Source organism: Streptomyces cylindrosporus (genome assembly GCF_022698165.1).
In the GTDB taxonomy this organism is placed as follows: Bacteria; Actinomycetota; Actinomycetes; order Streptomycetales; family Streptomycetaceae; genus Streptomyces; species Streptomyces cylindrosporus.
This window is the reverse complement of record NZ_JALDAY010000021.1, coordinates 21,026-44,213: the sequence shown is the minus strand read 5'-3', so window position 1 is coordinate 44,213 and position 23,188 is coordinate 21,026. Positions and strand designations below refer to the sequence as shown.

Genomic DNA, 23,188 nt, shown 5'->3' with positions numbered 1-23,188 from the left:
GTTCGGGCAACCGCTACTTGCCGCCCAGCGCCTCCCTGATCGCGAAGTACGCGGGTTTCGGCTGCAGTTGCTCGTCCCATGGCAGCGCGGCGCCCTCACCGGGGAAGAACGCCGGGATCCAGCTGTACTTGTCGGTGTAATCCCAGATCGTGATGCCCACGCACCGCCGCACCGCGAGGCACGCTGCGGTCAAGTCCCGGTACCAGTCTGCCTGTTGCGCCAGCTTCTCCTCGGTCGCCGGCAGGATCATCCGTACGTCGACCTCGGTGAGCGCGGTGTCGAGGCCCAGCGCGGAGAAGCGGCGGAGGTTGTCCTCCAAGGTGGTCGGATAGCCGTACTGCAGGGCCAGGTGGGCCTGGAGGCCGATGCCGTCGAGCGGCACGTGCTGCGCCTTCAGCTCCTGCGCCAGCCGGTACTAGGCGTCGCTCTTCGGGCCGACCGCCTCGATGTTGTAGTCGTTGAGGTAGAGCTTCGCGTGCGGGTCGGCCTGGTGGGCCCAGCGCAGGGCGTCGGCGATGTAACCGGGGCCGAGCGTGTTGTACCAGATGGTCTCGCGGTAGGTGCCGTCCTCGTTGAATGCCTCGTTGACGACGTCCCAGGAGTAGACCTTGCCGCGGTAGTGCCGTACCTCCGTCTGGATGTGCTTCTTCAGTACGGCCCGCAACTCGTCGGCGGTCCACTCGCGGTCGGTGAGCCAGCTGGGCAGCTGGCTGTGCCAGACCAGGGTGTGGGCGCGGACCTTCTGGTGGTTCTCGCGAGCGAGGTCGACGATCTGGTCGCCGTTGGTCCAGTCGAAGACGCCCTGTTGGGGCTCGGTGGCGTACCACTTCATGCCGTTGCCCGGCGTGATCATGTCGAACTCGCTGCCGAGCAGGGCCGTGTAGGCGGTGTCGGTGAGTTCCGGGTTGTCGGTGGCGCTGCCGAAGTAGCGGCCGTGGCGCTGGGCGAGGTCGGCGAGGGTGGCGGTCCTGCCGTGGGCCTGTGCGGGTGTGCCGGAGGCGATGCCTGCCGCGACGAGGACGGCGGCGACGGCGCCGGCGAGTCTCAGGCGGGTGGTCTTGCGCATGGTGCGACTCCTCACGAGGTGTGGTGTGGGGCCGTACGTCCACCGGTGCCTGTCATCCCTTGGTGGCGCCGGCGGTGAGGCCGCCGACGAGCTGGCGCTCGGCGACCGAGTAGAAGGCGAGGGCGGGGACCATCGCCAGCACGAGGTAGGCGAAGACCCGGGCGTAGTCCGCCGAGTACTGGCCCTGGAACTGCTGCACGCCGATGGGCAGGGTCCACCACTTGGCGTCGGTGAACACCAGCAGCGGCAGCATGAAGTTGTTCCAGCTCGTGACGACGGCGAGCACGGAGACCGTGCCGAGCGCGGGCCGCGCCATGGGCAGCAGCACCCGCCAGAAGAAGCCGAAGGCGGTGCAGCCGTCGAGGGTGGCGGCCTCCTCCAGTTCCCCCGGGATCTGCCGGAAGAAGCCGCGCAGGATGATGATGGTCATCGGCAGCCCGAAGGCGGCCTGCGGAAGGATCACCCCGAGCGGGTTGTCCAGCAGGTCGAGGTAGCGCAGCAGCAGGAAGAGCGGCAGGGCGGCCACCGCGAAGGGGAACATCAGCCCCATCGTGAAGAAGGTGAACAGCACCTCCCGGCCGCGGAAGGCGAACCGCGCGAAGGAGAAGGCCGCGAGCGCCGACACGGCGACCACCAGCACGGTCGTACCGACCGCGATGAGGGTGCTGTTGCCGAGCAGCCGCCAGAAGTCGCCGGAGCCGAGGATGTCCGTGTAGTTGCCGGCCAGCCAGTGCTCGGGCAGCCCGAAGGGGTTGCTGGAGAGCTCGTCGGTGGACTTGAAGCCGGACAGCACGGCGTACAGCAGGGGTACCACCATCACCGCGCCGACCAGGACGAGGACCACGTGCAGCGGCAGGTTGCGTACGGTCTTCACTTGCCGTCTCCCCTCATGTTCGTGGTGGCGCCTTCGAGGTCGCGGCGGAGCACGAACCGCTGGTAGGCGAGGGCGAAGACGAGGCAGATGCCGAACATGACGACGCTGATCGCGCTGGCGTACCCGACCTGGTAGCGCTTGAAGCCGTACTGGAACATCGTCACGGCCATCGTCTCGGAGTGGTGGTCGGGGCCGCCCTGGGTGATCACCCACACCAGGTCGAAGAGCTGGATCGCCCCGATGACGGACAAAAAGACGCTGATGCGCAGGGTGGGCGCGAGCAGCGGCAGGGTGACGTTGCGGAAGCGCTGCCAGGGGCCGGCGCCGTCGATGAGGGCCGCCTCGGTCAACTCGGCCGGGATGGACTGGAGTCCGGCCAGGTAGAGCATCATGTGGAAGCCGAAGTACTTCCAGGTCATGACGAGGAAGAGGGTCGCCATGACGTAGGAGGGGTCGGCGAACCACTCGCCGCCGAGCCCGTCGAGGCCGATGCTGCCGAGGAAGTGGTCGACGAGCCCGTCGTCGGGGGCGAAGATCATGCTGAACAGCACGCCGGTGATGGCCTCGGACAGGACGTACGGCGCGAAGAACAGCATGCGGTAGACGGCCCGGCCGCGGATCCGCTGGTTGAGGGCGACGGCGAGGGCGAGCGCGAACGGCAGTTGCAGGGCGAGCGAGAGGACGATCAGGACTCCGCAGCGCCACAGGTCGCCGAGGAAGACGTCGTCCTGGAAGAGGCGGGTGAAGTTGTCGCCGCCGACATAGTCGGAGGGCATGCCGAAGCCGCCCCAGCGGAAGAAGGCGGCGTACAGGGCGAACAGCATCGGCAGCAGCACGAGCCCGATGAACAGCACGAGGGCGGGCACCTGGAAGCCGACCGCGGTGAGCCAGTGGGCCAGCCGGCGGCGCGCCCGCCGCCGGGCCGACGTCGCCGTCGGGGAGGAGAGGGCGACGTCGGGGCCGGTCCGCTTGTCCGGGAGGAAAGTGGAGGTCATCGCCGGCTACTACGCTTCCTTCGCGGTCTTGGTGATCGACTGCGTGACCTGCTCGGGGGACTTGGAGCCGGCGATCAGCGCGGAGACGCTGTCGTTGACCTCCTGGCCGACGGCGGGCGCGTAGGCCTGGTCGAGGTAGAGCTGGAAGCCGGTGGCGGCGTTCAACTGGGCTTGTACGGCCTTGGTGTTGGGGTCGGAGAGGGCCTTTTCGGCGGCGGGCAGGATCGGCAGGGTGCCGGTCTTCTTGACGAGTTCGAGGTCGGTGGCCTCGGAGGCGAAGAACTTCAGGAAGTCGAAGGCCGCCTGCGGAGCGCCCTTGCGCAGGGCGTGTCCGCCGCCTCCGCCGAACACCTCGGTGATGGCGCCCTTTCCGCCCTCGACGGCCGGGAAGGGGAAGAAGCCGAGGTTCGCGCCGAGGCCCTTGCCGGAGTCGGCCTCGACGGACGGGGCCCACTGGCCCATGAGCTCCATGGCGGCCTTGCCGTTGCCCATGGTGGCGGCCTGTCCGGTCGGCGTGGAGTAGGCGGCGCCGAGGAACCCCTTCTGGAACGGCTGGAGTTCGACCAGTTCCTTGAGGTGCTGTCCGGCCTGGACCAGCCCGGGGTCGGTGAAGTCCTTGTTGTCGTTGGCCTTCTTCAGGGTGTCGAGGCCGGCCGTGCGCATCGCGAGGTAGGCCCAGTAGTACATCTCGGGCCACTTCTCCTTGCCGGCCAGCGCGATCGGCGTGATCTTCTTCGCCTTCAGCTTCTTCACCGCGTCGAGGAAGCCGCTCCAGGTGGTCGGCGGCTCGGCGATGCCGGCCTGTTTGAAGAGCGCCTTGTTGTACCAGAACCCGATCATGCCGATGTCGAACGGGATGCCGTACGTCCTGTCGTCGAGGATGTACGCCTGCTTGGCGACCGACAGCAGGCCGTCGGCCCACGGCTTGGTCTTGTCGGTGAGGTCCTCGACGAGCCCGGCGTCGACCTGCTGCTGGAGGACGCCGCCGCCCCAGGTGTGGAAGATGTCGGGCAGCTTCCCGGAGGCGGTCAGCGAGGTCATCTTCGTCTTGTAGGCGTCGTTCTCCAGCTGGGTGATCTTTATCTTCACCTTGGGGTTCTGGGCCTCGAACTTCTTGGCCAGACCGGCCCAGACGGTGTGCGCGGGCTCGGTGGTGGAGATGTTCCACCACTCGATCGTGGTCGTCCCGTCCGACGACCCCCCGTCCGAGTCGCCACCGCAGCCGCTCAGTGCCGTCATGCCCAGACCGGCCGCGGCGGAGGCCGCCAGGAAGCCGCGGCGGGACAGTGCCCGGTCGCCCATTTTGCGCTCCTTGGATAGGGACGGCGCGTCCACGACCGTCCGCTGGGACCGAAAGTTTCGGAAGTGATCCAGAAAGATGCGTTGTTGCCGCACCCTAGAGACAGCTCCCAAAGGGTGGCAACCCCTTGTACGCAGTGAATCTGTGAGCACCGGGCATGGCGACGCCGACCGTTGAGGCGATACGGGTGGAGCCGCGACCGAAACATTCGGCATGATCGGCGAACTTTGCGAAGGCGCGCATACGCAAAACGACGGCGCCCGCTGAGGGGCGCCGCCGTCGGGGAGGGTGGTGACCGCTACTGCGTCACCTTGTCTCCCGTCGGCCCGGCCGCGAACCACTTGCCGTCGAGGCCCTGGCCGTTGAGGTCGCCCGGCTTGCTGTCGCCGGAGAAGCGGTAGAGGGGCCAGCCGCCGACGGTGATCTGGACCTGGCCGTCCTGCCGGCGGAACGCGCCGACCTGCTTCGGGTCCACGCCCGCCAGGTAGACGTTGCCGCCCTCCTGGATCGTCACCGGGGGCCACTTCGCGGCGCAGGCGTCGTTGCAGGCCGACTGGCCCGAGCCCGCGGTGTCGGCGTCGAAGCGGTACAGCGCGGCCTGGTTGATGTTGATGAGGTGGGGCGCGTTCAGCGGCACCGAGGTGACGGCGGACAACTGCACCCACTTGGGCGGCGCCTCCTGCACCGCCGCTCCGACCACCGTCCCGCCCGTGCCGCTGAGGCCGTTGTCCTTGGCGGTGGAGTCGACCACCTGGAGCGCCGAGTTGCCCGCGCCCTGGGCGGGGGCGGACGCCGTGGACGAGGGCGAGGCCGCGGCGGACGGCGACGCGGGGGCCGAGGCGGCCGGGGTCGAGCTGTCCCCGATGGAGATCGTCTTGCCGCAGGCCGACAGGCTCAGCGCCCCGCACAGGGCGAGCACGGACGCGGCGACGGCACGGCGGGTGAAGAGCGAGGTCATGCCTGACACACGAGGCAGGGCCCGGCGAGGGTTCACTGAACGTTTCGCACCCGCGCTCTCGTGTTCCCCGCAGAGGCGAATCCTCAGCACACAGAAACGGGGGCCCGCAGTGGCGTCGGACGTCAACATCCCCGGGAGCGAACTCGAGGAGGCCAAGAACATGCTGGCCTTCGTGCACGACAACATCGACATCGGACACCACACCTTCGACTTCGATGCGGCGTTCGGGCCCGAGCTCTCCCACGGCTCCGCGCAGAACTTCGAGAACAAGTGGGAGGACGGCAAGCACCAGCTGCAGAAGCAGGTGCAGGGCATCCGCGACGCCATCGGCAACATCCTCGACTCCTTCGAGAAGACCGACCAGGACGCGGTGGCGAACCTCGACGACGGAGGCGGCAAGTGAGCACGGCACGACGATTTCTGCTGGACATCCCGGACCAGTGGCAGCAGGTCGACCTGAGCGGCGAGGAGCTGGCCAGGACCCGGGCGCAGGCCCTCGCCACGACCGACGACCCGCGCGAGAAGGCGCGGATCAACGACATGTTCCGCCAGGGCCGCGAGGTGACCCGAGCGGCCCGCCGCCACGGGGCGCTGCTGGCCGCGGGCACCGCGACGATGTACACCGAGGGCCTCTTCCTGGCGTACGGCATGGTGTTCGCGGTCAGCACGCCCGAGGGCGAGGAGCTGACGCTGCCGGTGCTGTCCGCGCGGCTCGGCGTCTCCTCCGCGACGGGAGTGGCTCCCAGGGACCGGGTCATCGCGTCCGCGAAGATCCCGCACGTGGGCACGGTGGCCCGGGTCACCGGCACCGAGGTGACCCGGCTGACCGGGGACATCGACGTCAAGCTGCTGACGATGCACACGATGATGCCGGTGCCGGGCAGCACCGAGGACTTCCTGGTCGTCACCCTGGCCAGCCCCAACCTGCCGCTGAAGAACGAGGTCTACGACCTGTTCGACGCCATCACCGGCACGTTCCGCTTCGTGACGGACGACGGTGTCCAGGTGCCGCCGAAGGACGACACGGTCGCCGCCTGATCCACCGTACGCAGCCCGAAGGGCGGCCGGACCACCACGGTCCGGCCGCCCTTCGGCGTGCGGAGGGAGGTGCGCTCCCGCGGGGGAAGCGGGAGCGCACCTCCCCGTCTCAGAGGTCCGCGTCGAGCAGCGGTACCTGTACGGTGCGCAGGGTCCCGTCGCCCAGGTGCACGAGGCCGCGGCCCGGCTGCGGGGCCTGTCCGACCACGCCCCGGGTCAGCTTGACGCCGATGACCTCGCCGTCGCTCAGCCCCTGCGGGGACAGCAGCATGCCGGTGCGGTTGCGCTTCACCTGGCCCATCCATCCGGCCAGGCTCAGCGCCAGCGACTCGGCGTTGCCGGCCGCGAGCAGGCCCCAGCCGGTGCCGGCGCCGCCGCGGGCGAGCAGTGCGAGGTCGGGGTCGATCTCGGCGCCCATGAAGAGTTCGGCGTCGTCCACGACGATCACACCGTGCTCCTCCGGGACGTTGCCGAGGGCCTGGCGGAACTCGCCCGCCGTGACCTCGGCGTCGGTGATGACGGTGGCGACACCGGGCCGTCCCAGCAGGTTCCGCAGGGGTGAGCGGCGCGGTGCGAGGACGATGAGCCCGGTCCCGGCGGAAAGCAGCGACTCCGCCGCGACGAGCAGGGCGGTGCTGCGGCCGGTGCGCGGCGGCCCGGCGACCACGAAGGTCGGCACGTCCGCCAGGTCGGGGCCGAGCGAGGTGAGGGTGTCGCCGCCGACGGCCACCAGGGGCCGCATGGGCCCGCCGTGGGTGTGCAGGGCGAGGGCGTCGGCGTACGCGATCCGGTCGGGGAGCACGTCGAGCCGGATCGGGCGGCGGGCGGCGGGGACCGCGGCCTCGCGTTCGGTCAGCTCCCGGCCCAGGGTGAACAGCACCTCGGCCTGCGCGGTGCCGGACAGGTCCTCGCCGAGCACCGCGATCTGGGCCTCGCTGAGGTCCTGGGTGCGGATGCCGCGCCCGGGTTCGGGGTCGGTCGGCGCGGACTTGGTGGGGATGCCGACGCTGGAGTAGTCCTGCTTGTCGTTGAGCCTGAGGACGATCTTGTCCTCGGTGGTGCCGGAGAACCGGCTGCTGCCGAGCACCCGGTCACCGGCGAGCACGACATGGATGCCGACGCCCGCGCCGTCGCGCAGCAGCCGCAGCATGCGCTCCAGGTAGCTGCCGTTGTCGTACGCGGTGAACTCCCGCTCGAACACCTCGAAGCGGTCGACCATCAGCACGATGTGCGCGAGCCGCTCCTCGGGCGCCTGGTTGCGGCGCAGTTCGGTCAGGTCGGCGGTGCCGCGCGCGCCCAGGATGCTCTGGCGAGCGGTGAGTTCGGCGCCGAGCCGGTCCAGCAGGCGTCCCAGGCGCTCGACTTGGTTACGGTCGACGACCGCGCCGCAGTGGGGCAGCGCGGTCAGGGCGTTGAGCGCGCCGTTGCCGCAGTCGATGCCGTAGAGGTGCACGTCGTCGGCGCCGTGTGCCTGGGCCAGTGCCGCGGCGAGGGTGCGCAGGGTCTGGGAGCGTCCACTGCGCGGCGAGCCGACGATGTGCAGATGACCGGCCCGGTCGAGGTCGAGGACCAGCGGGGCACGGGTCTGCTGGGCGGGCAGGTCGACGATGCCGTACTCCACGGCGGGCAGGGCCGCCTCGCGCTCGGCGGTCTGCTTGGGCGCGGGCGACGGCGTCCACGGGAGCAGCGCGGGCAGCGGCGGCAGCCAGGGGCTCGGCTGGCGCGGTACGTCGGCCAGCCGGGCCGCCTGTGCCACGGCTCCCGCGAGGACGGCGAGGTCGGTGACGGCCTCGGTGCGTGCCGCTCCCGAGCCGCCCCGGGAGCGGGCGGACGGCAGCGGGCCACCGAGGTTCTGCCAGGTCACCGGCTCCGCGTGGACGGTCACCTCGGTCCCGGCGGGGACCTCACCGCCCGGACGGCGGCCGCCGACGCGGCCCGACTGGAACGGCAGCAGGGCCGACGGGCCGAGCCGGGCGTAGGCGCGGCCCGGGTTGGCCGGGGAGATCTCCCCGGAGTCCGGGGCGTCGATGATGTCCCGGCTCTCGCTGGTGTCGGTGGTGCGCAGGGCGATGCGCAGGTTGGTGTTGGCGCGGATGTCCGGCGTGACCGCGCCGCCGGGACGCTGGGTCGCGAGGACCAGGTGGATGCCGAGCGAGCGGCCGCGCTGCGCGATGTTCACCAACCCGGAGATGAAGTCGGGCAGTTCGCGCACCATGGAGGCGAACTCGTCGATGACCAGCAGCAGTCGGGGCAGCGGGGGCAGTACGTTGCCGCCGCGGGCCCGCTTGTCGAGGTAGTCCTCGATGTCCTTGGCGCCGGCCTGCGCCAACTGCGTCTCGCGGCGGCGCAGTTCGGCGCCGAGGGAGACCAGGGCCCGCTCCACGAGGCGGGTGTCGAGGTCGGTGACCAGGCCGACGGTGTGCGGCAGGTCGGCGCACTCGGCGAAGGCGCTGCCGCCCTTGTAGTCGACGAGCACGAAGGTCATCTCGTCGGGCCGGTTGACGACGGCGAGGGTGGCGACGAGGGTCTGCAGCAGTTCGGACTTGCCGGAACCGGTGGTGCCGGCGATCAGCGCGTGCGGTCCGTCGCGCACCAGGTCGACGGCGAACTCACCGTCGTAGCCCACCCCGAGCAGTGCCCTGGTGCTGCGGCCGCCGAGCGACCAGCCGGCCACCACGGCCTCGGCGGTGGGCGGTTCGATGTTCAGCAGGTCCAGCAGGCGTACGGAGCCGGGCAGGGCGCTCTCGTCGCTGTCGCCGACGCCGCGCAGGGGGGCCAGGGCGCGGGCGAAGTGCTCGTACCAGTCGGGCTCCGGGGAGTCGCCGCGGACGTTCTCCAGGGCGGCGGCGGAGCCGGTGCGGACCTTGGCCGTGGTGGCGTCGGCGCCGGTGACGACGACGGCACCGCACTCCTCGGGCAGCAGCCGCTCCTCGCGGTCGATGCAGAGGGTGTGGACGCCGACGGACGGGCCGTCGCGCAGCAGGGCGATCACGCCGGGCAACGAGCGGGCGCGGCGCGCCTGTTCGAGGACGACCAGGACGTCGGGGTAGCCGTTCACGCCGCCGCGGACCAGGTCGGGTCCGGCTGCGACGCGGGCGGCGACGAGCTGGCCGAGTTCGCCGATACGGCGGGCCAGGGACTCGGCGGTGCTGCCGATGAGGGCGTAGGCGTCCTCGCCCTGGGCCTGGGCGTGGGGCAGCCAGCGGGTCCAGGACCAGTCCCGTTCGCCGTCCGGTCCGGCGAGGACGACGATCCGCAGGTCGGTGGGGCTGTGCAGGGCGGCGGCCTGGGCGGTCAGCCACCCGGCGAGCCTGGTCGCGCCCGGGCCCGCGATGCCCGCGACCCCGGCCCGGCGCAGCGGCACGGCCACCGGCACCTGGTTCAGCCAGGGCACGGTGGAGCGCCTGTGCTCGTCCTGCTCGGGGTCGTCGACGCTGACGGAGGAGGGCAGATCGGTGGTGCCGACGCGCACGGTGAGGAAGTCGGGGTCCTGCCAACGGCGTTCCCACAGCCGCTCCGAGGGCTGGACCGCCATCTGGAGCAGCGTGGCCGGATCGGGCAGCGACAGACGCAGGTTGTGCTGTTCTTCGAGTACGGCCGCTTCGATGTCCGCGCGGACCCGGGCCAGCGTCCCGTCGTACTCCTCCTTCTTCTCCAGGTACTTGAGCATCGCCTGCTTGCGGCCGCCGAACTGGGTGACCAGGGCGGCGATCGGCGAGAGGAGGGCGATGAAGACGAAGGACCAGCGGTGGGTGACGAAGATGGCGATGGCCGCGCTGCCCGCGGGCAGGAGGAGGATCGGCAGCAGCGGGATGGGCCGCTTGTCGGGCTTGACCGGCGGGGTGGGCAGCCGGAACCTGGCGCCCGCGGCCGGGGGCAGGAACCTCGGCGGCCGGTTGAACTCCAGGCCGAGGCCGTCCTGGGCCGGGGTCAGCGGGGCGCGGGCCGTGGGCCGTGAGGTCAGCTCCAACAGGATGTCGCCGACGGCGAGTTGACTTCCCTCCCGCCAGGGCGAGGCGTCCTCGGCGGGCTTGCCGTCGAGCAACGCCATGTCGGTCATGAGGAGTTGGGCGCTGCCGTCGAGCCGGACCCGCACTCGGGCCGCGAGCATCGGCGCACCCTCGGCGAGGCGGATCCGGCAGACCGTGGCGCTGCCGATGTCGTAGTCGCCCGGGACCAGGCGGAACACGGTTCCCGCGCCCGGCCCCGACACGACACGGACCTCGGTGCTGCCCTCGGGCTCGGGCTCCCGCGGCAGGGGGGCGCCGAGCCCGAGGTCCATGCCGTCCCGCACACCGGCGCCCTGGAGCGTGGTGTTCGGGTCGACGGGGGTCGAGCCGATGTACAGGGGCGGCTCCCCCGTGGCCGCCCCGGCATGTCCGACGCTTCGGGCCAGCTCGGCCGCGAACCTGCCCGCCTGGGCGGACGGTTCGGTTTCCACGGCGACGGTGGTGGACACCCCCTCGACCTGCGGGTCACGCACGCTGACGGTCAATCGCACTGCTCATCGTCCTTCTCGTGTGGAGGTGGGGGCGGCACCGACCGCCGTGGCGGCGAGCCGGGCCGTGGGGTCAGGAGAGGTTGGAGCCGAGCTGGCTGTCGGTCTGGTCGAAGGCCTCGCCGACGGACTTCACGTACTGGCCGATGCCCTGCAGACCCTGGTTGACCTGCTCGAAGCCCTTGGCGAACTCGTCGAAGAAGGGCTGGAACTTCTGCTGCGCGGCGGGCGTGCTGTAGCCGTCGGCGAGCAGGTTGGTGATCTTGCCGCGGACCTCGTTGAGCTTGTCCTGGAGCTGGGAGAAGTCGTTGAGCAGGGCCTGCGAAGTGGACGACGTGGTGTCGGAGTTGACGGCGTAGTTGGGCATGGGAGTTCTCCTTGCTGATGGTTGGAGCGATCCGTCCGGGTAGCGGACGGACGACTGGTGGTGCGCGAACGCCCGCTCGGTCAGCGGCCGTTGCCGCCGCTGTCGCCTTCCGAGGGACTGGTCGGCGCGGTGACGAACCCGTCGCTGCTCGGCGACGGCGACGCGGGCTCGCTGCCGGAGTTCGACTGCGAGTCGGAGGTGCTGATGGGCGGGACGGTGGGGCGCCCGGGGGCCGACCCGTCGCCAGGAGCGGCGGGCGAGGGCGCCGTGACCGGCGCATGCGGAGCGGTCGGAGACGGCGGAAGCGGCACGTCCGCCGGGTTCGCCGGAGCGGGGGTGGAGGGACGCGGGCTCGTGGGCGACGGCGGGATCGGCACGTTCGCCGGATCCACCGGCGCGGGGGTCGAGGGGCGCGGGCTCGTGGGCGACGGCGGGATCGGCACGTTCGCCGGATCCACCGGCGCGGGGGTCGAGGGGCGCGGGCTCGTGGGCGACGCCGGCAGGGGTACGTTCGCCGGATCGGCCGACGTGGGCCCGTGAGCCCCGGCGCCGGCATTCCCACCGTCCGGCCCGGGCCCGTGTGCCCCCGCCCCGCCATTCCCACCGTCCGGCCCGGGACCATGCGCCCCGGCCCCGCCATTCCCACCGTCGGCCGCCGGTCCCTGCGCCCCGGCCCCCGCGTTCGCGGGAGCCGGTGTCGTCGGCTGCCCGGCAGGCGGTGTGTTCGGCGCCGCCGTCGACGGCCTCGGGCTGCCCTTGATCGGGATCTTGTCGGCGAGGCCGTCGATCGAGCGGCCGAGGCCCGCCTTGCCGACCGGCCCGGCGCCCAGCTTCGGTGCGGAGTTGGCGATCTCACCGGCCGCCACCTCGTTGGGGTCACCGCCCTGCGCCACGCCCACGCCGATCTTCGTGCCGAGCGTGGCGCCCTCCTCGATCGCGCCGCCGAGTTGGTCGGAGGCCCGCTTGCCGACCGTGTCCCCGGCCGCCGGCGCCGTCGTGTCGCCGAAGCGGCCGCCCTTGCCCTCCTCCACCGGAGGGTTCCCGCGGCTCTTGCCGATCTTCCCGATGCCGCCCTTGAAGGCCGCCCCGGCCACCGCCCCCGCCGCGGCCCCGGCGAACACGCCCGCGGCCGTGATCTGGTCGTGGTTGGCCGCCTTGGCCCCCGCCTCCAGCGCCGAGTTGGTGAGGAACTTCCCGGTGACCTCCGCACCCACCTTGCCGATGGGATTGGCGAGCACCCCGCTCACGATCTTGCTGTTGCTGAAGGACTCACCGATCTTGGTGATCGACGCCGTGCTCTTCGCGATGAACCCGGAGTTCTTCACCGCGGCCACGGCGGCCGGCGCGATCGCCTCCACGGCCCGACCGCCCAGCTTCAGCAGCGAGCCGCCGGGGATGATCCCGAGCAGCCCGACGACGAAGTCACCGGCTTTGATACCGCCGGTCTGACTGGCTATCACTTGGTTAAAGACGAACAACGCGCCGCCGAGCAGCGCCCCCACCACCGGGAAGAACACCGCGACCACGGCGATGAGCGCGGCCAGCAGGATCTGCACGAACGGGAAGTCCTTGAAGAAGTCGGCGATCTTCTGGAAGATGTTCCGCTCCGGAATCGCCTCCCCCGCAGCCCGGTCCAGCACGTCGGCGCACTGCCGCTGCGCGCTCTCCCGCATCGACTTCGCCTGCTCGGCAAGGCTCTTGGCCGCGTTCAGCTGGGACTTGCCGGCATCGATGGCGTCCTGCGCCTTGCGCGCCTCGGACCTCTCGGCGTCCGTCGGGTTCGCGCCGAGCTCCTTGGGCGCCTGGTTCGCCGCGGGCGCGGCGGCCTGCGCCTGGTCCACGGCCCGGTCGAAGGTGTCCTGGGCCTCGCGCAGCCGGGGCATGTAGTCGCTGTAGGCCTGGGCCGCGTCGTGGTACGAGTTCATGGTCTTGGTCAGCTTGTCCGGGAGATCGTCGCCGATCTTCTCCTTCAGCTGGTCCATCGCCGAACCCCGGCCCTGCGAGATCGTGCCGTCCTTCTTCAGCACGTTCAGCGCCTTCTCGGCGGCGTCCCCGATGTCCCGGTACCGCTGCATCACGCCCTGGATCAGGTCCGGGTCGCCGGGGGTCGGGTCCGAGTCCATGCCGACGAGACGGAAGTCCTCGGGACTCGAGTGCCGACGTGCCATGGGATCCCCCGGTGCGCTGCCTGTGACGAGTGGTCGCCAGGTACACGGGGTCGGTGTCGCGGATGGTTCAAAGCGACTTGCCTTCGAAGTCCGGGAAGTTCAGGGCGACTTCCGTTCGAACGTTTTCGGCGGGCCGCCCCGTGTAGTCGGTGCAACGGAACCCCGAAGGGCGGACACGATGAGCAACGGCGCGGGCGCGAGGCCCGAGCACAGGCCGGCAACCGTCACGGCACGGACACTCCTGCGGGCCCTGGCTGCGCTGCTGGCAGCCTGTCTCATGACCATCGGCGCCACCGCGTCCGCGCACGCGGCGCCCCAGGACGATCTGATCAAGGTGTTCGTCGTCCCGGACCCCGCGCAGACGGGCGGGCAGCTCGCCACGCTCCAGTCGATCGCCGCCTCCACACTCGGTGACGCCTCGCGCTCCGGCGAGATCTTCGACCTGAACCGCGGCCAGGCCCAGAAGGACGGCGGGGCGCTGACCGACCCGGCGGACCAGCTGCACCCCGGCTGGATCCTGCGCCTGCCCCAGGACGCCTCGGGCCCCGACGTCCAACTGGCACGGGACACCGGCGCCCAGAGCGCCACGTCCGCACCCCCGGCCTCCGGACAGCAGACGTCCGCGACCTTCACCTTCCCGCTGGCGGCGGCCGTCGCCGTGCTGGGCGCGTTCCTGCTCGCCCTGATCACCGCGGGCATCGTCGGCCGCCGGAAGGTGCGCAAGGCGTACGCCGCCACGGTCCGCGCGGTCCGCGGGCTGGGCGAGCCGATGCGGCGCAGGCGCCTGCTGATGCAGCGCCGGGCGACGGGCCGCCGGTTCGCGACCGACGCGGAGTCGGTACGACGCGCCTACGGCACCCTGGGTGAGTTCGCGCCCACCCGGCAGCAGCCCGAGAAGCCGGTGCACGCCCTGCGCGTCGACGCCACCGGTGTGACGGTGTGGCTGGCCGCCTCCGACTCGGCCGACGCCCCCTGGACGAACGTCGACAGCACCCGCTGGCGCCGCCCCGCCGCGGCCACCGGCTGGCTGACCCGCGGCGACGAACCCGGCACGGCCGCGCAGGCCTCGGTCGGCGCCGCCTGCCTGGTCCGCGCGGGCACGGACGAGGACGGTGAGCCCGTCTTCGTGGACCTGAGCCGGCTGGACGGCGTCCTCAGCGTGAGCGGCGACCGGACGGTGGCTCGGGACGTCGTACAGAATCTCCTCGCGGAGATCGCCCGCACCCGCCCGAACACCCCGGTGACCGTGCTGCGCGGGGCGGACGGCGACCTGCCGCTCGCCGTGCCGGACGGGCTGCGGCAGCTGCCGCGGGTGGACGCCCCCGCTCCCGCGGCGCCCGTCGCCGGTCGGGGGACGGTGCGCGCCGGAGCCTCGCGGCGGCCGGTGCGGGGCCTGGTCGTGGTGACCGGGACGCCGGGCGAGCGGGAGGCCGCCGAGCTGGCCGCCCTGTGCGGGCCGGGCGGCGCGGGCTGGACCGGGCTGGTCTACGGCGAGGCGGGCGGCGCGCACTGGCGCTGGCGCACCGACGCCGACGGCCATGTCGACATCCCGGTCCTGGACGTACGGCTCACCGTGCCGGCCTGAGTCTCCTGTCGGCCTTGGCGCGCAGGGTGTTGAGGGCGTAGTGGCGGCGGGACTTGACGGTGCCGGCGGGTATCCCGAGGATGCGCGCGGTCTCCTGCGCGGTGCGGCCGAACATGCAGGTGTGCACGAGCACTTCACGGTGCTCGTGGCTCAACTCCCGCAGCAGGTCGGTCGCTTCGACCGAGGTCAGCACGTCACCGGCGTGGTCGGGCAGCGGTACGTCCCGGTCCTCGGCGCCGATGGTCTCGTGGCGGGCGGCCGCGCTGCGCTTCCGGTCGACGACGAGGTTGCGGGTCACGGTGAGGAGCCAGCCCCGCACCGACCCCTCGGTGCTGTAGAGGCGTTCGGCGTGCGGCCAGGCGCGGATGAGGGCCTCCTGGACGATGTCCTCGGCCGTGTGACGGTCTTTCAGCAGCTTCTCGGCGTAGGCGAGCAGGGCCTTCGCGTGGTCGGCCATCATGGTGTGCAGCAGCTGGTCCCGGTGCGCGGCCGACGCGGCGGCCACGTCAGTGGTCGTGGTCATGATCCAGTTCCTGAAGGGGTTGCCGTACGCGGCTCCGACTCCGGTTGGAGCGGAGCGGGGAGCGTAGGCAGGACCCACTTCCGGAACTCTGACGGATTACTGACGCCCGGGTGGATCGGGTACGGGATCGGGTACGGCGAGGTCCCTCAGCCGGTCGCGGACCTGCGCGGCCTCCGAGTGACCGATGTCCTCCAGGATGGCGGCCGCTTCGCGCCAGGCGAGCGCGGCCCGGCCGTTCTCGCCCCTCGCGCGGTGGGTGTCGCCTATGTGCACCAGGGTGTCGGCCTCCAGGTAGCGGTCGCGGCTCTCCCGGTACAACCGCAGGGCGTGCTCGTAGCATTCGAGCGCCCGGTCGTGCTCGTGCAGGTGGTGATGGGCGTAGCCGAGGCTGTCCCACGCGGAGGCCACACCGTTGCCGTCCCCCGTCCGCTGGTGGGCCGCCAGCGCCCGGCCGCACTCCTTCAGGGCGTCTTCGTACCGGCCCATCAGGATGTACGTCCATCCGACCTCGTTGGCCACGTACGCCTCGCCGCTGGCCCAGCCGGCCGCCCGGTAGAGGCTGCTCGCGTCGGCGTAGTGGCCGAGGGCCTCCTCGTGCCGCTCGCGCCGGTTGGCGAGGTAGGCGCAGTGGCGGTGCACCCTGGCCAGCCCGATCCCGTCGCCGATCTCGGCGAACAGTTCAAGGGCGCGCGCGAGGTGTGCGTCGGCCTCGTCCCACCGGTCGAAGCGGCCGTTGGTGAAGCCGAGCGCCTTGTGCCCGTGTGCCTGGCCCCGGATGTCGCCCAGCCGCTGGGCGGCTCCCAACGCCGTTGTCTGCGCGGCGAGTTGTTCCTGCCAGTGGCCGTTGCGGTCGAGGTACAGGTCGGCGGTCGCGGCCAGCTGCCAGCTGTGCTCACCGCTGCCGTGCCGTGCGGCCTGCTCGATCGCGGCGAGCACGACGGACCGGTTCGCCTCCAGCCAGGTGGCAGCGGCCGCCTGGTCGGGCAGCCGCGGCACGGTCACTCCCGGTGCGTGGGGCCGCAGTTGGAGGCGTTCCCGGGTGGGCGCGATGACGGTGTCGGCCGCGTGCACGGTGTGCAGGTAGTGGTCGAGGAGGCGGCGCCTGGCCGCGTCCAGGTCCGGTACGCCGTCCTCGGCCCGGCCCAGTTCGGTGGCGTAGGCGCGCAGCAGCTCGTGGCAGCCGTAACGGCCGGGCACGGGCTCGGACAGCAGGTGGGCGCGGACCAACTCCCCGAGCAGCGGCCGCACTTGGCCGATACGCTGCCCGGCGAGGCTGGCGACGGCGGCGAGCGAGCAGTCGGGGCCGGGGTGCAGGGCGAGCAGCCGGAAGACACGCGCCGCGGCCGGGCTGAGGAGCTGGTACGACCACGAGAACGCGCTGCGTGCGTCCGCGACCGGAGCTTCGCCGGAGAACGCGTCGAGGCTGTCCTCGCTCTCGCGCAGTTCGGCGGCGACGGACGCGAGCGGGAAGCTCGGGTTCACCACCGCGCGGGCGCTGACCACGGCGAGCGCGAGCGGGAGCCGTCCGCACAGGTCGATGATCTCGGTGACGGCGTCGGGTTCGCGTGCGACGCGTTCGTCGCCGAGCCTGCGGGAGAGGAACTCACGGGCGTCGTCACGGGTGAGCACGTCCAGCGTCAGGGAGTGCGCGCCCTCACCGGCGACCAGGCCGTACAGCTGGCTGCGGCTGGTGACGAGGACCAGGCAGCCGGGCGCGCCGGGCAGCAGCGGCCGCACGTGCTCGGTGTCCCGGGCGTTGTCGAGGACGATCAGGACGCGGCGGTCGGCGAGAAGGCTGCGGTACAGCGCGGCCTGCGCGTCGAGCCCGGCCGGGATGCGTTGCCCGGGGACGCCGAACGCGTCGAGGAACGACCGGATCGCCTCGGCCGCGCTCATGATCGAGCCGGTCGGATGGAAGCCGCGCAGATTGACGTAGAGCTGTCCGTCGGGGAAGCGGTCGGCGACGCTGTGCGCCCAGTGCACCGCGAGGGTCGTCTTGCCGACTCCGGCCATGCCGCCGATGGCGCTGATCACGACGGTCGACATGGCTTCCCCGAACGGCGGCAACAGCTCCCGGACGCGGGCGAGTTCGCTGCGCCTGCCGGTGAACGCGGCGAGGTCCGCGGGGAGTTGTGCGGGCCGTACGGTGGCGGCGGGCGCCGGCTGGAGGTCCTCCTCCCCCGCGTCCTCGCCGGAACCGGTCGGCACGGAGGCACGCAGCGTCTGGGTACGGCCGAGAACCCGCTGCTGGGCCGCCTGCAGTTCGGGGCCGGGCTGCACGCCCAACTCGTCGGCGAGGCGAGTGCGTACGGTCCGGTGGACGTCCAGGGCCTCGGCCTGGTGCCCGGTGGCCGCGAGCACCAGGATGAGCCTGGCCTGCAGCCCTTCGTCCAACGGGTGTTGTGCCGCGGCCTGCCGCAGCGTCACCAGCACCCGCGCGCCGAGCCCCCCGCCGGCCTCCAGGGCCAGCTCCGCCGCCTCCTTCACGGCGGCCAGGTGTTCGCCGTCCAGGGCGGTGAAGGCCGGATACGAGCGCACCTCGGGCGCGATCCCGGAGGCCGCGGGACCGCGCCACAGGGCCAGCGCCTCGATCAACAGCTCGGTGGCGGCGGCCGGTTCACTCTCCTGCGCCGCCTTGGCCGCCCGCTGCCGCAGCTCGCGGAAACGCAGCAGGTCGAGGGAGTCGGGGTCGGCGTCGAGGCGGTAGCCGCCCGAGCCCCGCACCAGCCATCGTGACTCGCCGCGCGCCGGGAGCTCGGGTTCCAGCAGCCGGCGCAGGGCTCCGATGTGCCGCTGGACGACGTTGACGGCGGTGTCCGGCGGGTCCTGGCCCCACAGCGCGTCGACGATCTCGTGCACGGCGACCGGATGCCCCGCCTCGGTCAACAGCAGCGCGAGCAGGGCGCGTTGCTTGGGCGGCCCGAGCACCAGCTCGGTGCCGCCGCGCCAGGCCCGGACGGGTCCGAGCACGGCGAATCGAGTACGCACCGAATCCCCTGCACCGACTGTGACGACAAGAACGACCGGACGAGCATAGAGTCCGGGGGCGCCGGGCGGCGCATGGTTGCGGGGCGACGGAGCGTCGTGCGCGTCGAACCGGCCAACTCCCTTTGTCAGCCGTGTTGTCAGCCGTGGTCCGCGCAGCAAGGCGTGGGATTGGGCACCTCGAACGGCGCGAGGGTGTCCCCCGCAGCGGGAACCAGGGCGAGGACCAGACGGCCGCCACGCCATTCCGGGCGTACGTGGTCGCGGGTGTGCACCGGTGTGCGGGGGTCGGGCCCCTGCCCGGGCGTCGACGGCCGGCCGACCACGGTGGCCTCGTCGATGGCGGTCAGGCTCAGCAGCTCCCCCAGGGTGACCGTACCGGTGAGGTGTTCCACGCCCGGATAGAGCACAGCCCGGCCGCCACGGCGCCCCGCGTGTTCCCCGGCCGCCGTCCCCGCCGCGCGGACGGCCTCGGCCGGGCCGCACTCACGGCCGCCCAGGACCGCGCCGGCCTCCGGCTCGCCCAGCCGCACCAGCCGCCGCCAAGCCGCCTCGGCCTCCCCGCTGTCCTCAAACGCGAAGGAGATGGCCGTACCCCGCCGTTCGCCCTCGCGGATCAGATGCGTGCAGGCGAACGTGCCTGCGGGGAGGCCGAGTTCGTCCGCCAGTCGATGGACGAGATGGTCCGCCTCCCGCAGGCTCACCGTCCCGGCGTCCACCCCGATGACGGAGCGGACGCCGGGCAGGAAGTCCGGTGCCGTCATGCGGGCAGGACCCACATCGGGTTGGAGTAGAACCACAGGTCCTTCCACGGGTCGGCGTCGCCGAGCACGTCCATGGCCGGGCCCGCCGGGTCGATCGCCGGACCGTTGATGCCGACGGCGCCGCGGTTGCCGTCGGTACCGCGCAGCCGTACGTACACCGGCTTGTCGACGCGACCCAGCGAGTACGTCAGACGGACCGAGCCCGTCGCCTTGCCGACCTCGAAGGACTTGACCACCTGGGTGCTCGGCGTGGCGAAGGCGTCCTTGTCGGCGACCGGCCCCGTGACATCGCCCTGGACGACGTCCACGCGGGCCAGCGACGGTACGAACTGGGCCCAGTTGGGGCCGTTGGCCAGGCTGATGTCGATCACCAGGTCGACCTGGCTGCCGCGCTTCACGTGCAGCACACCGCCGAGGGTGACGGCACGGCCGCCGCCGCGCAGCCGGGCGTCGAGGCCGCTGATGAGCCCGCCGTGGTCGACCCAGACACGGCCGGCCCGGATGCCGTCCATGACCGACTGGTACGAGAAGGACGCGGCGCCGACGTGGGTGCGGGAGTACTGGCCGGGCCAGAAGTCGGTGTCGGTGAGGTTGAGGCCGCCGCCGTAAACCGGGTCGTTGTAGCGGCCGTTGGCGTTGAAGTCGCTGTTCGGGCCGCGTACGGCGGTGTCGGCGTAGACGTTGTGGGAGTCGGAGTTGGCGGTGATCCACCAGGGCTTGCCCTCGGCGAGCAGGCTGTCCCACAGGCCACCGACGGTGGCGGTCATCCAGTCGAAGCCGCCCCAGGTGCGGTAGCTCTCCAGCGGGTAGCCGGTGAAGGAGTCGGCGCTGGGGCTGTTGTCGTAGATGCCGCGCGCCCCGCCCGGGCCGTTCGGCTTGGGCAGACCGCCGGCCTGGTGGCCGGGGGCGCCCTCCATGCCGACCGCGATGGTGGGCTGGGCGTCGCGCCAGCCGCGGATCTCGTGCGGGGAGTCGATGCCCTTGCGGGCCGGGTGGTTGGCGAGGAAGAGGGCATCCTTGACCTTGCGGCGGCGCACCGCGTCGGCGAGGAAGTTGACGCCCGCGATGGCGAGCGCCTCGTTGGCCGGGGTGCTCGCCGAGGCACCCTTGACCGAGCCGTCGAAGGAGTTCTCGAACTCCTTGAGCACCGCGACCTCGTTCTTGCCCGGGTGCACGAAGACGGTGCCGTGCTCGGCGGCCGGGATGTTCCACTCGAGTCCCTGGAAGACCAGGGTGTCGTCGATCCGGTCGCGGGCGTCGACGATGTCCGGGTTGACCTTCTCCACACCGATCTTGGCGTGGGTCTCGCTGCCGTGGTCGGTGATGACCATCCAGTCCAGGCCGTGCGCGTTGGCCTGCCGGACGTGGTCGATCACCCGGTACTTGGCGTCGGAGCTGTACTGGGTGTGGATGTGGTGGTCGCCGGCCAGCCACAGGTAGCCGCCGGAGCGGGAGCCGCCGTGCGTGGCGGGCATGTCGACGGTCGACGCGGCTGCCTCCCCCGCACCGGCCAGCACGCTGCCCGCGGCGAGCCCGGCTCCGAGCAGCCCGGTGCGCCGCAGCATCGAACGCCGCGAGAGCTGACTGGGCGTCAACTCCTCGTCCGGTACGGACATGTCGAGGGCCGGCGGCAGGGAGCCGGTGCCGGTCTCGTGATCGTGGTGGTGATGTCCATGGCCGTGTCTGTGACCGCTGTGGCCCATGTCAGCTCCTGCTGCTGCAACGGAGTATGCGTCGGACGGGGCCGAGGCTGTTCACCCCCGATGAACTGCGCGCGATGCCACAGCGGCGGAACAAAGAACTCCGGAAGTAAAGCAGGCGCAAAGAACCGCCGATCGCCCTCCCCCTTGCCGAGCCGCCGCCACCGGGTCTCGCGGCGCCTCAGTCGCGCCGCGCCACCCCCGTCATCAGGATGTCCAGCCCGCGCCGCGTCGTCGCCAGCACCACCCGGTCGCCCGCCCGCAGCACCCGTTCCTGCCCGGGCCGCCAGTCGAACTCCGTGCGGTCGAGGTTGAGGCCGGTGAGGGAGTCCCCGCCCGACGACGCGGGAAGCGGCCCGGCGGCGGACCCGACCGCCAGCACCCGCCACTCGTTCTCCCGGAACGCCTGGCGCACGGACCGCCCCTCCAGCTCGGCGTGCCCGGCCACGTCCACGCAGGTGAACAGCAGCGACCCGCGCTCCACCGGCATCACCCCCAGCACGTGCCGGCCCATCATCGCCGCGGCGAACGAGGGCGCGGCCAGCGCGGAAACGCTCCTGCTCCGGGTCAGGGCGTCCGGGTAGGAGGCGCGCAGGGTGCGCTGGACGGTGGCGGCGAAGCCGTCGTCGTACAACCGCGTCACGACCCGGACGCCGGGGTTGGACTCGCGGACGGCCATGACGATGTCGAGGTTCTGGCCGTCGTCGCGGGTGAGGACGAGCAGGGAGCGGCTGTGCCGGACCCGGGCGAGTTCGAGCACCTCGGGGGCCGTGGCGTCGTCCAGGATCAGCGGGATGCCGAGCCGCCGGGCGAGGGCGACGCCACGGGCCCGCGGGTCGCGTTCGATGGCCACCACCTGGTGGTCGGTGGCGCGCAGCCGGGCCAGCACGCGGGTGCCGACCATGCCGAGGCCGACCAGCACGATGTGCCCGCTGACGTCGTCGTCGGGCGGATGGTTCGCGGAGGCGGTGCGGAAGGCCTCGGTGGCGTTCATGGTCGCCGCGACGACCAGCGGCAGTACCGCCAACCCGACGAATCCGGCGAGCAGTTGGAGGACGCGACGGGCGGGCGACTCCTCGGTGGCCGGGTCGCCCATGGTGAAGATGTCCAGCAGCGGCAGATAGATGTTCTTCCACCACGGGTGTTCGTCGGCGAAGAGCGCGGTGGCGGTGGAGAGTCCGACGACCACCGCGGCCAACGCACCGTAGACGGCGGCGAGTTGATGGGAGAGGAAGACCTTCCAGGGCAGGTGCGCCAGCCGTCGGCGCAGCCAGCCGCGCAGCCGCGGACGGCGCGCCCCCGCGGCCGGTTCGGAGGCGTGCGTGACCTCCTCCAGCATCAGCCGCCCGTGCGTGGACTGCCGGTGGTGGGCGGTGCGGTCGTCGGGCAGCAGCTGTGTCCCGTCCTCCCCGGGCGTCTCCGGGCTGTCCTGGCTCGCCGGGTCGTCCTGATGCGCACCGGACAGCACGGCCAGCGTGGCCAGATCGGTGCCCTGCGGTGCGGTCCGCGCGGGCCGTACGACCCCGCGGAACACCTTGCCCTCGACCTGGAGGGTGTGGCCGTGCCCGACGGCGGCGGCCGCGACGAGTTCCGGTACGGCGGTGTCGGCGTCGGAGAGCACGGTGGTGGAGGTGTCCTGCACCGGGGCCTCGCACAGTCCCGCCGCCCGGTCCAGCAGCCGCTCCAGATGCCGGCCGCGTTCCCGGTTGAACATGCGGACCACCAGCCGCACCGAGGGGTTGACGGTCCGCGCGAGCAGGGCAGCGGTCATGTTGACCTGGTCGTCGCGGTAGGTGAGGGCGAGCGCGGCGGCGCGTTCGACGCCCGCCGCGCGCAGGGTCCGCTCGTCGGGCCGCGCGGAGAGGTGCAGTTCGACCGGCGAGCCCGGGTCGCGGTGCAGTGCGGCGATCTCCGCCCCGTGCTCGTCGCTCGCGGACGGCAGCACGACGGTGACGACCTCGCCGCACACTCCGTCGAGTTCCACGGCCAGCCGGTGCGCGAGCCCGTCGTCGCCGCAGATCACCATGTGCTGGGCGCGCTGGGCGGGTTCCGTGCGGTCGGGAAGAGTTGACGTCACATCAGGCTGAACGGCCCGGCCCGCGAGGGCTGTTCCGGCCGTGTACCTGACAGCTCTCAAGATTGCGTCAAGGGAACGTCAAGACCACCCGCCCGTGCCCCGTCACCATGACGCAGGGTGTCCACCCCGGCCCGGCGACGCCCTTCCCCTCGCACGGAGCAATCACGGCAAAGCACCCCATAACCTCCCATTCCGCCGCCGCAGCCCGCTGACCGGCCAGTCTTAACGGAAGCTTGACGCCCGCGACGCCCTCAGCCGTGGGCCCTCGCGTCACTCTCCGCTTACGCTGG

General features: G+C 72.0%; 15 protein-coding genes and 1 pseudogene. 3 read left to right on the top strand and 13 right to left on the bottom strand.

The genetic code is table 11. The features are described from left to right. Nucleotides 1–13: 13 nt before the first annotated feature. The 5 genes and pseudogenes from MQP27_RS47540 to MQP27_RS47520 all read right to left on the bottom strand — a co-directional run bounded on the left by MQP27_RS47540 (nucleotide 14) and on the right by MQP27_RS47520 (nucleotide 5,193). Nucleotides 14–1,066 (bottom strand): annotated as a pseudogene (locus MQP27_RS47540) (endo-1,4-beta-xylanase). A gap of 52 nt (nucleotides 1,067–1,118) precedes the next feature. Further along, complete coding sequence (locus MQP27_RS47535) at nucleotides 1,119–1,883, bottom strand: carbohydrate ABC transporter permease (RefSeq protein WP_242777902.1); 765 nt, start codon at nucleotides 1,881–1,883, stop codon at nucleotides 1,119–1,121. A gap of 53 nt (nucleotides 1,884–1,936) precedes the next feature. Beyond that, nucleotides 1,937–2,935: a carbohydrate ABC transporter permease gene (locus tag MQP27_RS47530; protein ID WP_242777681.1), complete on the bottom strand. Its 999-nt coding sequence runs from the start codon at nucleotides 2,933–2,935 to the stop codon at nucleotides 1,937–1,939. A gap of 9 nt (nucleotides 2,936–2,944) precedes the next feature. Continuing rightward, nucleotides 2,945–4,237, bottom strand: a complete 1,293-nt coding sequence (locus tag MQP27_RS47525) for an extracellular solute-binding protein (RefSeq protein WP_242777679.1) — start codon at nucleotides 4,235–4,237, stop codon at nucleotides 2,945–2,947. 296 nt (nucleotides 4,238–4,533) lie between these two features. Beyond that, nucleotides 4,534–5,193 carry a hypothetical protein gene (locus MQP27_RS47520; protein ID WP_242777677.1) on the bottom strand — a complete coding sequence of 220 codons (660 nt, stop codon included), beginning with the start codon at nucleotides 5,191–5,193 and terminating at the stop codon, nucleotides 4,534–4,536. A 109-nt stretch (nucleotides 5,194–5,302) separates the two neighbouring features. Here MQP27_RS47520 and MQP27_RS47515 point away from each other — a divergent pair, with 109 nt between their 5' ends. Together MQP27_RS47515 and MQP27_RS47510 are read left to right on the top strand one after the other, a co-directional pair. Then, nucleotides 5,303–5,596, top strand: coding sequence for a hypothetical protein (locus MQP27_RS47515; protein WP_242777675.1), 294 nt, complete (start codon nucleotides 5,303–5,305; stop codon nucleotides 5,594–5,596). After that, nucleotides 5,593–6,231, top strand: coding sequence for a hypothetical protein (locus MQP27_RS47510; protein WP_242777673.1), 639 nt, complete (start codon nucleotides 5,593–5,595; stop codon nucleotides 6,229–6,231). Before MQP27_RS47515 ends, MQP27_RS47510 begins: the two co-directional genes overlap by 4 nt. A gap of 109 nt (nucleotides 6,232–6,340) precedes the next feature. Here MQP27_RS47510 and MQP27_RS47505 read toward each other — a convergent pair whose 3' ends face one another. The 3 genes from MQP27_RS47505 to MQP27_RS47495 all read right to left on the bottom strand — a co-directional run bounded on the left by MQP27_RS47505 (nucleotide 6,341) and on the right by MQP27_RS47495 (nucleotide 13,264). Further along, nucleotides 6,341–10,732, bottom strand: a complete 4,392-nt coding sequence (locus MQP27_RS47505; protein ID WP_242777671.1) for an FtsK/SpoIIIE domain-containing protein — start codon at nucleotides 10,730–10,732, stop codon at nucleotides 6,341–6,343. Between the two features lie 70 nt (nucleotides 10,733–10,802). Next, a complete protein-coding gene (locus MQP27_RS47500; protein ID WP_242777669.1) occupies nucleotides 10,803–11,096 on the bottom strand; it encodes a WXG100 family type VII secretion target in 294 nt (97 codons plus the stop codon). An 80-nt stretch (nucleotides 11,097–11,176) separates the two neighbouring features. After that, entirely contained in the window at nucleotides 11,177–13,264 is a 2,088-nt protein-coding gene (locus MQP27_RS47495) for an Rv2240c family protein (protein WP_242777667.1), read from the bottom strand. Nucleotides 13,265–13,442: 178 nt separating this feature from the next. Here MQP27_RS47495 and MQP27_RS47490 point away from each other — a divergent pair, with 178 nt between their 5' ends. Next, on the top strand, nucleotides 13,443–14,849 hold the full coding sequence (locus tag MQP27_RS47490; RefSeq protein ID WP_242777665.1) for a hypothetical protein: 1,407 nt from the start codon (nucleotides 13,443–13,445) through the stop codon (nucleotides 14,847–14,849). On the opposite strand, the gene MQP27_RS47485 is transcribed toward MQP27_RS47490, so the two are convergent. From MQP27_RS47485 to MQP27_RS47465, 5 genes are all read right to left on the bottom strand, one after another. Further along, nucleotides 14,833–15,372, bottom strand: a complete 540-nt coding sequence (locus tag MQP27_RS47485) for a sigma-70 family RNA polymerase sigma factor (RefSeq protein ID WP_242777663.1) — start codon at nucleotides 15,370–15,372, stop codon at nucleotides 14,833–14,835. The two genes, MQP27_RS47490 and MQP27_RS47485, sit on opposite strands and share 17 nt — an antisense overlap. Before the next feature lie 96 nt (nucleotides 15,373–15,468). Continuing rightward, on the bottom strand, nucleotides 15,469–18,360 hold the full coding sequence (locus MQP27_RS47480; RefSeq protein WP_242777661.1) for an AfsR/SARP family transcriptional regulator: 2,892 nt from the start codon (nucleotides 18,358–18,360) through the stop codon (nucleotides 15,469–15,471). A 137-nt stretch (nucleotides 18,361–18,497) separates the two neighbouring features. Further along, entirely contained in the window at nucleotides 18,498–19,121 is a 624-nt protein-coding gene (locus MQP27_RS47475; RefSeq protein ID WP_242777659.1) for a hypothetical protein, read from the bottom strand. Beyond that, entirely contained in the window at nucleotides 19,118–20,824 is a 1,707-nt protein-coding gene (locus MQP27_RS47470; protein WP_242777657.1) for a PHP domain-containing protein, read from the bottom strand. The genes MQP27_RS47475 and MQP27_RS47470 overlap by 4 nt, the downstream gene beginning before the upstream one ends. Nucleotides 20,825–21,002: 178 nt before the next feature. Beyond that, nucleotides 21,003–22,898: an NAD-binding protein gene (locus MQP27_RS47465; RefSeq protein WP_242777655.1), complete on the bottom strand. Its 1,896-nt coding sequence runs from the start codon at nucleotides 22,896–22,898 to the stop codon at nucleotides 21,003–21,005. Nucleotides 22,899–23,188 lie beyond the last annotated feature (290 nt).